The organism is Microcoleus sp. C2D2, from assembly GCF_036702495.1.
Taxonomy (GTDB): domain Bacteria; phylum Cyanobacteriota; class Cyanobacteriia; order Cyanobacteriales; family Microcoleaceae; genus Microcoleus.
This window is the reverse complement of record NZ_JAUBTO010000193.1, coordinates 1-11,901: the sequence shown is the minus strand read 5'-3', so window position 1 is coordinate 11,901 and position 11,901 is coordinate 1. Positions and strand designations below refer to the sequence as shown.

The 11,901-nt window shown below is 46.8% G+C and carries 13 protein-coding genes; 9 read left to right on the top strand and 4 right to left on the bottom strand.

Annotated features, from left to right (window positions below; genetic code table 11):
* The 5 genes from QUB61_RS34435 to QUB61_RS34415 form a co-directional block, all read left to right on the top strand.
* A partial coding sequence (locus QUB61_RS34435) for a D-hexose-6-phosphate mutarotase (protein ID WP_333135214.1) occupies nt 1-1,021 on the top strand: 1,021 nt, incomplete at its 5' end.
* Nucleotides 1,022-1,357: 336 nt separating this feature from the next.
* On the top strand, nt 1,358-2,884 hold the full coding sequence (locus QUB61_RS34430; RefSeq protein ID WP_333135216.1) for a phosphomannomutase/phosphoglucomutase: 1,527 nt from the start codon (nt 1,358-1,360) through the stop codon (nt 2,882-2,884).
* 52 nt (nt 2,885-2,936) lie between these two features.
* Nucleotides 2,937-3,164, top strand: a complete 228-nt coding sequence (locus QUB61_RS34425; protein WP_333135217.1) for a hypothetical protein — start codon at nt 2,937-2,939, stop codon at nt 3,162-3,164.
* A gap of 584 nt (nt 3,165-3,748) precedes the next feature.
* Nucleotides 3,749-4,690, top strand: a complete 942-nt coding sequence (locus QUB61_RS34420) for a M23 family metallopeptidase (protein WP_333135232.1) — start codon at nt 3,749-3,751, stop codon at nt 4,688-4,690.
* A gap of 206 nt (nt 4,691-4,896) precedes the next feature.
* On the top strand, nt 4,897-5,433 hold the full coding sequence (locus QUB61_RS34415; protein WP_333135218.1) for a late competence development ComFB family protein: 537 nt from the start codon (nt 4,897-4,899) through the stop codon (nt 5,431-5,433).
* 163 nt (nt 5,434-5,596) lie between these two features.
* Here QUB61_RS34415 and QUB61_RS34410 read toward each other — a convergent pair whose 3' ends face one another.
* Both QUB61_RS34410 and psb29 read right to left on the bottom strand, forming a co-directional pair.
* A complete protein-coding gene (locus tag QUB61_RS34410; RefSeq protein WP_333135219.1) occupies nt 5,597-5,743 on the bottom strand; it encodes a hypothetical protein in 147 nt (48 codons plus the stop codon).
* A gap of 4 nt (nt 5,744-5,747) precedes the next feature.
* Nucleotides 5,748-6,461, bottom strand: a complete 714-nt coding sequence (psb29, locus tag QUB61_RS34405) for a photosystem II biogenesis protein Psp29 (protein WP_333135221.1) — start codon at nt 6,459-6,461, stop codon at nt 5,748-5,750.
* Between the two features lie 1,157 nt (nt 6,462-7,618).
* Here psb29 and QUB61_RS34400 point away from each other — a divergent pair.
* A complete protein-coding gene (locus QUB61_RS34400) occupies nt 7,619-8,239 on the top strand; it encodes a chromophore lyase CpcT/CpeT (RefSeq protein ID WP_333135223.1) in 621 nt (206 codons plus the stop codon).
* A gap of 259 nt (nt 8,240-8,498) precedes the next feature.
* On the opposite strand, the gene QUB61_RS34395 is transcribed toward QUB61_RS34400, so the two are convergent.
* Nucleotides 8,499-8,861: an STAS domain-containing protein gene (locus tag QUB61_RS34395; protein WP_006631392.1), complete on the bottom strand. Its 363-nt coding sequence runs from the start codon at nt 8,859-8,861 to the stop codon at nt 8,499-8,501.
* A gap of 57 nt (nt 8,862-8,918) precedes the next feature.
* Entirely contained in the window at nt 8,919-9,962 is a 1,044-nt protein-coding gene (gene hemF, locus QUB61_RS34390) for an oxygen-dependent coproporphyrinogen oxidase (protein ID WP_333135225.1), read from the bottom strand.
* Between the two features lie 190 nt (nt 9,963-10,152).
* On the opposite strand from hemF, the gene QUB61_RS34385 reads away from it, so the two are divergent.
* From QUB61_RS34385 to QUB61_RS34375, 3 genes are all read left to right on the top strand, one after another.
* Nucleotides 10,153-11,223, top strand: a complete 1,071-nt coding sequence (locus QUB61_RS34385; RefSeq protein WP_333135227.1) for an Mrp/NBP35 family ATP-binding protein — start codon at nt 10,153-10,155, stop codon at nt 11,221-11,223.
* 103 nt (nt 11,224-11,326) lie between these two features.
* Entirely contained in the window at nt 11,327-11,593 is a 267-nt protein-coding gene (locus QUB61_RS34380) for a hypothetical protein (RefSeq protein ID WP_333190332.1), read from the top strand.
* Between the two features lie 26 nt (nt 11,594-11,619).
* Nucleotides 11,620-11,811 (top strand): NAD(P)H dehydrogenase subunit NdhS, encoded by a 192-nt coding sequence (locus QUB61_RS34375; RefSeq protein WP_333135231.1) that lies wholly within the window; start codon nt 11,620-11,622, stop codon nt 11,809-11,811.
* Nucleotides 11,812-11,901: the final 90 nt, after the last annotated feature.

The window sequence follows — 11,901 nt, the reverse complement described above, 5'->3', positions numbered from 1 at the left end:
TACACGCTTACTGAGTATGTGTAAAGCCGTCCTCCACTTCGTTAAAGGACGGGGTTTTAGACCCAAATTTTCGATAATATCGGATAATTGTAAAGCAATTCACCAAGCCAACAGCATGAGTATTGACCAATTAAACACAGACTACGGCATAGCCGGGCACCTCACCTTTGCCACCGGAAACGGTGGTTTCCCCATGATTCACATCGACAACGGTCAAGCCAAAGCCTTAATTTCTGTGTATTCCGGTCAAGTGCTCTCATTTCAACCAGCCACCGAAAGCACAGACTTGATGTTCGTCAGCGAAAAAGCATACTATGCCGAAGGGAAAGCCATCAAAGGCGGTATACCCATTTGTTGGCCCTGGTTTGGCCCAGATCCCGAAGGCTTGGGGCGTCCGAGTCATGGGTTTGTGCGGACTCGCCTCTGGAATGTGCTAGAAACCGCCACAACTCCAGACGGCGCCACCAAAGTCACTCTAGGACTCAAGGATACCGATGAAACTAGAGCAATTTGGCCGATCGCCTTTGAACTCGCGATCGTGATTACGATCGGCACCACCCTCACTGTAGAATTAATCACCCGCAATCTAGGCGACAAAGCATTTCCCCTCACCCAAGCTTTCCACACCTATTTCCAAATCGGCGATATCAACCGCGTGCAGGTTTTAGGTTTAGAAAATAGCCAATATCTTGATAAAGTTGATGGTGGTGTCGAAAAAACTCAAGTGGGTGCAGTGGTAGTAGCAGGTGAAGTCGATCGCATTTATCTTGATGTCACCAATGAATTAGTCATTGACGATAGCGCCCTCAATCGCCGTATTCGCATTAAGTCATCGGGTAGTAAATCCGTTGTAGTATGGAATCCCTGGGTGACAATTTCTGCAAATATGGCCGACCTGGATGATGCAGATTATCAGCATTTACTCTGCGTAGAAACGACCAATGCAGCTACAGATATTGTGGAAGTTCCCGCTCACGGTGAGTTCCGCTTGCAGGCAATTTACAGCGTTGAACCCCGCTAAGGAATCACAGTTTAATCTCAGCGGTGATGGGTCAAAAATTCCCAGTAAGCTGTTCTACATTTCAATTGGATATTTTGGGAGTTGCTCAAAGCAACGGGCGACCAGACTTTGATGGTTTCTTTACATACAATTTAAATGCCGAGCGAGCTTATTGGATTGAAAAATTCTGTCACCGTAATGACTAAGAATACCGAATCCGAGATTTCTCCCCTCTTTATTTCTTAGTCCGCGAAGGACGTTCGGCGAAACGAGCGTCGAGCCATCGAGCCGCGGACGAAAGTTTGTACGATCGGTTTCAACCGCCGACTCCGATATTTCTACTTACCATCAATTATTATGCAAAACTTCAACTGGACAAAACTTCAAAATGGCTCAGACATTCGCGGTATCGCCCTCGAAGGCGTTCCCAATGAAAAAGTCAACCTCACCCCCGACATTGCAGCAATCTTAGGTAAATCCTTTGTCAGTTGGCTGGTGCAAAAAGTCAACAAGCCCGCCGCAGAATTAACGATCGCGATCGGGCGTGACAGTCGCCTATCAGGGCCAACCTTAATGCAAGCAGTCATGGAGGGAATCGCCTCAGTTGGTGCAACCGTGTACGACTTTGAAATGGCCTCAACCCCCGCCATGTTTATGAGTACCATTACCCCTGGTTTTGATTGCGACGGCGCGATTATGCTTACTGCTAGCCATTTGCCTTTTAATCGAAACGGCTTAAAGTTTTTCACGGCCAAAGGTGGGTTACAAAAACAGGATATTACAGATATCTTAGCACTAGCCCAAAGCAATAACTTTCAGCCAGCCGCATCGCCCGGTCACATTAGAAAGCATGATTTTATCTCTGTTTATGCTAACCAATTTGTAAAAAATATCCGGGAAGCAGTCAATCATCCAGATAATTTTGAGGAACCACTAACAGGATTAAAAGTTGTTGTGGATGCGGGCAATGGTGCTGGCGGTTTTTATGTTGATAAAGTCTTAAAACCTTTAGGTGCAGACACTACGGGCAGTCAGTTTTTAGAACCAGATGGTACTTTCCCCAATCATGTGCCAAATCCCGAAGATAAACAGGCAATGCAGTCAATTTGTCAAGCGGTAATTGAACATCAAGCTGATTTTGGGATTATTTTTGATACCGATGTCGATCGCAGTGCGGCCGTCGATCGAGCTGGCAAGGAACTCAATCGCAATCGCTTAATTGCCTTGATTTCTGCGATCGTATTACAAGAACACCCAGGCTCTACCATTGTCACCGATTCTATCACCTCCGATGGCTTGACACAATTCATCGAACAAGATTTAAAAGGGATTCACCATCGCTTTAAACGCGGCTACAAAAATGTGATTGACGAGTCGATTCGCCTCAATAAAGCCGGACAGGAATCATGGCTAGCGATTGAAACCTCGGGACATGGAGCTTTGAAAGAAAATTACTTTCTGGATGATGGGGCTTATTTGGTCAGCAAATTATTGATTGAATTGGCTAAATCAAAGCTAGCAAATCAATCTTTGCCAGATTTAATTGCAAATTTAAAAGAGCCAGAAGAAAGTGCAGAATTTCGGATTAAACTTAGTGGGGATGATTTCCAAGCCCAAGGATATCGCGTTATTGAGCAACTGCAAGAATTTGTCTCAACGCAAGCAGACTGGAAAATAGTTCCCAATAACTACGAAGGCCTGCGAATTTCCTGCACGTCAGCGAGCGAATCCGGCTGGTTTCTGTTACGCTTATCACTCCACGATCCGGTAATGCCTTTGAATGTGGAGTCTAATGTTAAGGGTGGTGTCGCTGGCATAGTGGCTCGGCTTTTAGCTTTTTTCCAAACAACAGAACCCCTTGATTTGTCGGCACTATCGAGCTAAGTTCTACTGTCGTCAGACTATGAGTTAACCAAACCTAAGGAGGAATTTAATCATGTGGCTTTTAATCATAAAATGTTCTGCTGCAAGCTGGGAGATCCATTCCAAAGCTTTCAAAGCGATCGCTGCCAAATATCCGGCCACGCCTTCCTCTTCCAAAAAGATGAAAGGCGACGGTCAACGCATCATGGAATATCAGCTTGAGAATGTCAACGATGTAGAGGAATTTATGGAAGAATGCTTGACCTTAGATGGTTTCACCGCTACCTTTGAATCCCTCTAATTCTAGGTGATAAAACTATAGCATTTCTCAATTTTTATCTCATACCATTTTAGATGTGAGATTTTAAAATTGGGAATCAATGCTATTTGGCCAAAAACAGGCTACAATAACTAGAGAGTTTGAGGAAGGTTCTGGGAAAATAAACTGCCAAGAAAGAATTGATTTAACAGCAGAGGATTTAAAAATAATTCGGTGGCAGCGCCGTGAACTATAACTAATACCAATAGTTAAAATAACTAATACCAATAGTTAAAAGTTATGCAACAGTGGCTAGGACTGATAAAATATAATCCGATTCAGTTATAGATGAAGAGTGTTTATGTTGAAACTTGGGTTTTCCTGGATTTATGGTGGAAACGTTAGTGGGAGCGTCGAATTCAAGCGGGCTTTCCTCCCCGCACTACGGGAATTTTTATTATTCTTATCAGGTCAAGTTAAGTATTTATTTAAGTTAGTCTCTCATCTCCAAATCTTTGACCGAGCTTTTTACCTACGGCTGTTTCTCTCGAATCATTGCGGATTGGTATAGTTAGTCTAGATAGTTAAAAATATATCAGCGAGACAAAGGTTAAGGACACCTAGTGATGATAATGACTGTGAGTCGAGGCAACGGCGGGCTAAGTGCCGAAATAGTTAGGGGTCGGATTTTGCGGTGGCGGCAATCGAAAGCAAACAAGCTAACCGCCTGTTCGATCGGGGGAATTGTTGCTGGTATTCTAAGTTTTGCCCTGCCGGTGCAAGCTTTGCAGGTAGTTGTGACGCCGGCAAATCCCCAACTCGGAGATACGCTGTCAGTAATTATTCAGGTTGACGGTAACGGCGGGGAAACTCCAAAAGTTTCTCTACAGCAAAAAAACTACCCCACATTTCCGATCGGCAACGGCCGCTTTCGGGCCCTGCTGCCGACGACGCCGCTAGAAAAACCCGGTGCCCGCCTTCTTCAAGTCGCAGGTGACGGACAAGTGCAGAAGTTGAACGTGCAAGTGCGCGATCGAGATTTTCCCACTCAATCCATCTGGCTACCTCCCGGGAAAGACACCGAAGGTACAGATGCCGAATTCGATCGCGTAGACGCATTTAAAGCACTGGTGACACCCGAAAAATTTTGGGACGGCAAATTGTTGCGCCCCAACTCGGGCGAAATTACCACTATTTACGGAGTTCGCCGATATTATAATGGAGTATTTGCTCAGGACTACTACCACCGCGGCGTCGATTATGCCGGTGCTTACGGTTCCCCTGTAGTAGCACCTGCAGCAGGTCGGGTGTCTCTAGTGGGACGCGAATCCCAAGGGTTCAAAATCCACGGGAACGTCGTTGGTATCGACCACGGTCAGGGGGTCGCAAGTATTTTGATGCACCTGGCCCGGATTGATGTCAAGGAGGGCGATGTCGTGAAAGCCGGTCAAGTAATAGGTGCTTTGGGGTCAACGGGGGCTTCGACAGGCCCTCACCTGCACTGGGGACTTTACGTACACGGGCAGTCCGTCGATCCTGTACCTTGGCGGCTTCAGGGAGTTGAGTAGCAATTTTTGCAGGTTTTGATGAATTTATCAGTCAATTATGGGGTAAGTTTGTGGCTGGGGTGTGCAGATAACTTTATGGGTTATCAGTATTGAGTTAAGATTTGTAGAAAAATTTTCAACTCAACTCTCAAAACTCGAATTTCAAGACGCAAACAATCGCGTCTTTACAAAACTCTATTAATGATGCCGTTGAGTGGGAAGCATATATGAGTATTGAAAAAATTGTTGAACAAGCTTTGCAAGACGGCTATTTAACGCCGTCTATGGAAGCTGAGGTGGGACGGATCTGCAATACGGCTTCGGAATTGTCGATCGAAGAGTACATGGCTCTCGATCGTCTGATGGGAGCTTTGTTGACCGGGGAAGTTGTGGTTTTGCCGCGCAAACAGTTCATTAATGTGATGGAAGAGTTGGTGCTGAGCGATGCGATCGCTAGGGTTGCCGAAATTGAGGCGACGAGCGACCTGAGTCTGGATGTGGGAGATATTGCAGCTTATGCTTTAAATAGGCTGCCACCTCTGTACGCTACGACGGAAGAGGGAGCTCACTTTCAAAGGGCTAGGGCTAAAGAGCAACTTCACGATTTGATTTCCAAAGAAGTTAACGCAGCGATCGCCCGCAACTTGGACAGGCCCGACACCCCAAACCCCACAGCTTTGGGCAAGTCTTCTGGAAACGAAGTTCTTTCACAGCTAAGCACTTGGCTGCAAGCTAACGCCACTAATTTTGAGCCGCAGGCTTAGTATTACACCAACAGCTCTATTTTAGTTAAGTCGATCCCGCTCTATTCAGAAAGCGGGATTTTTAGTTTCCGCAGCCCCCAAGATTCATCTGAAGGCATTCGCCAGATGGCAAAAGCCAGAATTGAAGAACAAAAAATTAAAATTTAAGAGTTTTCTTTATTTGTTACTTCAAATAAAAAATTCTCCCTTCCTTCTTCCTTCTTCCTTCTTCCTTCTTCCTTCTTCCTTCTTCCTGACATCCGTTACATCCGTTACATCCGTTACATCCGTTACATAATCCGTTGCCGAACTTCCTTCTTCCTTCTTTCAAATGATTAATTGTTGCTGTCAGAAGAGTCAGCCGAGGGGCCGGCGGTAACTTTTGTCTCTCGTTTTTCGCGTTTTTTCCGCTCCGCTTGGATGACATCTTGAAGCACTATTCGCGCTTGAGCCATTTTTTCCAAATTGCTGCGGTACAAATCTAAATCTTTGCTAACTTTGTCTTCTGGGAGGTGCAATGCCGCACTGACTTTGGCGATCGCGTTGTTTCGCGTTTCTTGGTCTTTTACCAAGTTAGGGTCAGCTTTTTCTAACAGCGAGAACAAACCGATCGCGAACAAGCGGCTGTACTTAAATTGAGGGTTGCTGGCGATCGCCCCTAAAGACGCTTGCAAATCCGCTGTATCTTCAAAGCTGGTCGAGCGATCGAGCCACGAGAGCAACTCTTGCCCGGAAAGTCGATCCGCCAAGCTTTCCAATCGCTGAGCGTCTTGCTTGTAGCGATCTGGATCTTCCTCTAGGGACTTGCACAAAGCGTTAAAAATCGAAACTCTGTCTGCTTCTGGGGCGTACCCGAGCATGAATCGATCGAAAGCTGTCACCACACCCAAAGCATAAATCGGGTCGTATTGAAAATCGGCATTTGCCGAAAGCAAGTGCATTTCTACCATCAACTCTTCTACCACTCGACGGTAAATTGAATTGATCGGTCGAGTGTGAATCGTATAGAAACTTCGCTTAGTATCTGAAACAGTACGGTTCTTGTTCACCTGAGTCTTATAGATAAATAATTTTGCCTTCTTCGGGGGTGCTCACGGACGTGAGTAAAGTCGGGGGAGTCGATTTGCGCTCTGGCTGACAAAAATTGCTAGTTTTTTTTAGCGGTGCTGTCGGAAACCGAGGCAAAATTTTATCAAAAATATTTTACGCGCGATCGGCTGCACCGCTTAATATGTCGCACTACGAGGGCAAAACCGCTTCTAAAAACCTACAAAAATCTGCAAGTCAAACTTAGCGATTTATGTTTAGCCTAGATCGGATGCTCTAAGCTTCCTGATTGCTCAGGTTGGCCTGAGCTTCCCAGTTAGAGACTGCTAAAATTAACAGAGGACTTGAAATATTTGGTTTTTTGATGATTAGTTTGTTTGACACTCCCGGGCTATCAGGCGTGGGGATTCTTGGTTCTGGCGACATACCTTAAAACTATCTATCCTTGCGGCAGTTCTTAGACCAAATATCCGTTCTAATGAACCAAATATTGAGCCTAATTTAGTTAGTCCCAGAGGGCTTTATCTCCCCAAGCGTTCGAGAATTACTTCTCACGTTGACCTATGCCCTACGGTACGTTTTTAACTTCCTTGAATTTACTTTTCTGGTTTTGGCTTACGTTAGTTAGCCTAGCTGTGTTTTTCGTGGTGTTCGCCACCCACTAACCATTATTGTTTTCCGACCTGTCGTTTGAGCTTGGTGTCTCATTTGTATCGGCGGTTATTCTACCTGTGGTATAGTATCATTGTATTCTATTTTAAATAGAATGCAATGAAATTTGAAAAATAGATATTGACGCAACTAAACCATTAAAACAAAAGTCGGCAATCAATTAAAGCCATCCTATAAGGACGGGGCTTTTACCCAAATTTCCGGTAAGCGTGTTTCTATGGTTTTCACGCCAAGTAAGTTTTAACAACCCGCACTAATCAGGGGTTTTTCGAGTTTATCACGATTGTTGCTCTCTTCTTTAAAATCTGAAAAAATCTAGATAATTCTAGAAATTTAGGCTACTCTTTAAACCCCAGTATCTTTACAATCATAGCTTAGCTGGGAGCGCTCATAAATTTAATCTTCTGACTTGCCCAGCCCAGATATCCCCAGGCATATCACAATAAGTTTTTACTGTCAAGTCCCCATCCTGAAAAATCAAACAAACATGACAATTTCTCCTGAATTAATAGCTTTAGCGCAGTACATGGCGGGCGAATTTGAGAACCGGGAACAAGCGCTAGCAGACCCGGCGTGGTACGTCCACCTTCGTTTGTGGCAAAGACCCCTGCCCATTCCTCTATTTTCCGAACCAAGCATTGCCCTGTTTGCCGAACAAGCCAACATTCTGGAATTAGATAAGCCATACCGCCCCCGCCTCGTGCAACTGAGGCAGGTGAAGACAGCACCGGGACTTATAGAAGCTCAGTATTATATGTTCAAGGATATCGCAGCCGTCCAAGGAGCCGGTCGCAACCCCGACTTGCTTGGAAAGCTAACGAACGAGCAAATCCAACTCCTCCCCGGCTGCACCCTCTCGGTTGCGGTGCAAAATTTAGCCTCAAACGGCTATCGCTTTCGGGCATCTTTGCCGGAGGGCACTCGCTGCGGCTTTGCCTACGGGGGGCAAAATTACCAAGTAGACTTGGGATTTGAAGCCGCAGGCGAGGAATTTCTGAGCTACGACAAAGGAATAAGCCCCACGACAGGCAAGGCTATCTGGGGAGCTTTAATGGGCCCTTTTAGATTTGTCAAGCGTCAGGATTTTGCTTCTGAGATATTGGGTTGAAGCAAGAAGCAACAAGAAAGAAGGAAGAAGGAAGAAGGAAGAAAGATTTAGTTATCGTCGCGAGAGAAGGCAAGATTTTACCTTGACGTATTCTTCTACTTCAGTGTTTTGGTGAACCTCTCAACCTTTCAAGAAGGAAGAAGACAGAAGGAAGCAGGCAAAAATTTACCTGCTTCCTGTTCTTGTGCTGGGTTTCTGCGCGCTTCTGAGTCTCAAGCTTAAATTACCCGCGACACCGCAACAGATACAAAGCAGGTCCTCAACTTGCGCGTGGCACCCCCTCTAGAGCTTCTTCTTCCGTTTCAAAGATTTCAAACACAGAATCCATCATGGTGACTTCAAACACCAGTTTGGCTTCTGGATGAACATTGCAAATGCGGAAACTTCCCTTAACTTTATCCGCATCGCGCATACCTGCTACCAATGAAGTCAGACCAGAGCTATCTATAAAGTTAACCTGACCAAGATTCACGACGACATGGCGGCTGAGTTTGGAAATACACTCTTGCAACTTGAGGCGGAATTGCCAAGCTGTAGTGATGTCCAACCGTCCTGTCGGTGCTAAGACGATAACTGTTGTACCGTCTTGAAGCGTGTGGGTTTTTTGATCAATATGAATCACTGACCCTTCCCTCAAATTTATTATCTATCGCGGTGGTTACTGTCCCAGTAGTTTAACTCAGGTCGGTGACTGCTGAGGCATCCAATTCGCCCAATCTTGCGGTTTTAGGAACTTGGAGTAGAGTTCGGCTTCTGGAGAGTTGGGTTCTGGCTCGTAGCAGTATTCCCAGCGTACCAAAGGTGGCAGGGACATTAAAATCGATTCGGTGCGTCCGTTGGTTTGCAAACCAAAGGTCGTGCCTCGATCGTACACCAAGTTAAATTCAACGTAACGGCCGCGGCGGTAAAGTTGGAAATTGCGCTCGCGATCGCCGTATTCTTTCGATCGGTGCTTTTCAATTATGGGGGTATAAGCCGGCAAAAATGCCCGGCCGCAGTCCTGTACAAAAGCGAACAGCGACTCCCAACTCCTAGGTTCCGGCACCCCGATGTTGTTGCTGCACTCAGCAGCCTTACCTTTGACCTGATGGTCGCGGTAAAGCGGGCCTTGAGCGCTTTGGTAGTCAAAAAACAGTCCGCCCACGCCGCGGGTTTCTTGGCGGTGGGGGAGGTAGAAATATTCGTCGCACCAGAGTTTAAATGTCGGATAATATCCGGGATGGTGGCGATCGCAAGCTGCTTTCAGAGTTTTGTGAAAATGAGCTGCATCCTCAGCCAGCGGGTAATAAGGAGTCAAATCCACACCGCCGCCAAACCACCAAATCGGTCCTGCCTCAAAATAGCGGTAATTCAGGTGAACCGTAGGCAAGTAGGGATTGCGGGGGTGCAGCACCATCGAAGTACCCGTTGCATAGAAATCGTGACCGGCAGCTTCTGGGTGCTTTGCCAGAATCAAAGCCGGCAAACTTTCCCCCCACACTTGGGAAAAATTCACACCCCCTTGTTCAAACACATCGCCTTCGCGCATGACGCGAGAACGTCCGCCGCCGCCTTCGGATCGTTCCCAAGAGTCCTCCTTAAATTTGCCTTTGCCATCGAGCTGTTCGAGGGATTGACAAATTTCGTCTTGTAGGCTTTTCATAAATTGGCTGACTCTAGCTCTAGAGTCAGCCGGCGGCAAAAACGGGGAAGTGGCGGTTTTAAGTGTTGTAGAAACTGTCATAAAATTTTCTGTGGTCAGATTTTAGTCTTAGATGGGCGATGATTGCCAAATCCAGTCGTCATGTAATTATGCCACCGTAGGTCTGCAAATGATCGCTATGAAGTTACATTAAAAAATAGCAATAAAAATATACTTAAACCTGCGATCGGAAATTCGCTAACCCAATTGCAGAGCTATGGTGGAGAACACAATGCCCAAGATACTCGATGTCAGTTCAGTCTTAGAAATCCTGCGACCCGTGCAAGACCCCGAACTGCAAAAGAGTTTGGTGGAATTGAACATGATTCGTAACATCAAAATTGACGGCGGTGTCGTCAGCTTTACTTTAGTGCTGACAACGCCTGCTTGCCCGCTGCGAGAATTTATTGTCGAAGATTGCCAAAAAGCGGTCAAACAGTTGCCAGGAGTCGAAAAAGTGGCGGTGGAGGTGACAGCCGAGACGCCGCAGCAGAAGGGAGTGGTCGATCGCCAAGGCATTGAAGGCGTTAAAAATATTATCGCAATTTCCAGCGGCAAAGGCGGCGTCGGCAAAAGCACGGTGGCGGTAAATGTGGCAGTAGCGCTGGCGCAAACCGGCGCTAAGGTGGGTTTGCTGGATGCCGATATCTATGGGCCCAATGACCCGACAATGTTGGGTCTGGGGGACGCGAAAGTGATGGTTAGGGACGGAAAAAGCGGGGAAAGCCTCGAACCCGCCTTTAATTACGGCGTCAAATTGGTGTCGATGGCGTTTTTAATTGACAAAGACCAACCGGTGATTTGGCGCGGCCCGATGTTGAACGGGATCATTCGGCAGTTCCTCTATCAGGTGAATTGGGGCGATTTAGACTATTTGATTGTCGATATGCCTCCGGGTACTGGAGACGCGCAGTTGACAATGGCGCAAGCGGTGCCGATGGCTGGTGTGGTGATCGTGACGACGCCGCAGACTGTGGCTTTGTTGGACTCTCGCAAGGGGTTAAAGATGTTCCAGCAGTTGGGAGTGTCGGTTTTGGGAATTGTGGAAAACATGAGCTATTTTGTGCCGCCGGATATGCCGGATAAACAATACGATATTTTCGGTTCCGGCGGCGGGGAAAAGACTGCTGCTGAGTTGGGAGTGCCGCTGTTAGGCTGCATTCCGCTGGAAATTCCGTTGCGGGAAGGTGGCGATTCGGGGGTGCCGATCGTGGTGGGCCAACCTGGTTCTGCTTCAGCTAGGGAGTTGCGGGCGATCGCGGGCCGCATTGCCGGTAAAGTTTCCGTAGCAGCCTTAGCCTAACTCACATCTTGGATTGTTAATCAGCTTTTGATGGGCGGGCGGGACGCCCACCCCACAAGAAACCTGTTTAGTTTGTGGAACAGGCATCTTGCCTGTTTAGTTTGTGGAACAGGCAAGATGGGCGGGCGGGACGCCCACCCCACAAGAAACCTGTTTAGTTTGTGGAACAGGCAAGATGCCTGTTTGGTTTGTGGAACAGGCAAGATGCCTGTTTAGTTTGTGGAACAGGCATCTTGCCTGTTTAGTTTGTGGAACAGGCAAGATGCCTGTTTGGTTTGTGGAACAGGCATCTTGCCTGTTTAGTTTGTGGAACAGGCATCTTGCCTGTTTTAGCATCAAGTCTCGATCGCCCAGAAAAGGTAAACTATAAACAGCAAACATAACATTGAAACAATTATGATTTTTCCAGGTTCGGCAGTTCGAGTTAAAGATAAGGGTGAGATTTACTACACCTTTCAAGGACAAGTCCAGCGAGTTAGCGACGGGAAAGTCGCGGTACTGTTTGAAGGCGGCAATTGGGACAAGCTGATCACGTTCCGGCTATCGCAGTTGGAACTGGTGGATGCTACGGCTGGCCGCGTGAAATAGTCAGCGGTCATTAGTCATCACAAATTTGGGTAGAAACCCCGTCCTTTTAGGACGGCTTTATATTAGAATGTAATTGGTCAACGACCCACC

Coding starts and splice junctions, on each gene's coding strand:
- hemF (WP_333135225.1), bottom strand. CDS start 9,962: ATGACAGTTTCTACAACACTTAAAACCGCCACTTCCCCGTTTTTGCCG.
- QUB61_RS34375 (WP_333135231.1), top strand. CDS start 11,620: ATGATTTTTCCAGGTTCGGCAGTTCGAGTTAAAGATAAGGGTGAGATT.
- QUB61_RS34425 (WP_333135217.1), top strand. CDS start 2,937: ATGTGGCTTTTAATCATAAAATGTTCTGCTGCAAGCTGGGAGATCCAT.
- QUB61_RS34385 (WP_333135227.1), top strand. CDS start 10,153: ATGCCCAAGATACTCGATGTCAGTTCAGTCTTAGAAATCCTGCGACCC.
- QUB61_RS34400 (WP_333135223.1), top strand. CDS start 7,619: ATGACAATTTCTCCTGAATTAATAGCTTTAGCGCAGTACATGGCGGGC.
- QUB61_RS34415 (WP_333135218.1), top strand. CDS start 4,897: ATGAGTATTGAAAAAATTGTTGAACAAGCTTTGCAAGACGGCTATTTA.
- QUB61_RS34430 (WP_333135216.1), top strand. CDS start 1,358: ATGCAAAACTTCAACTGGACAAAACTTCAAAATGGCTCAGACATTCGC.
- QUB61_RS34420 (WP_333135232.1), top strand. CDS start 3,749: ATGATAATGACTGTGAGTCGAGGCAACGGCGGGCTAAGTGCCGAAATA.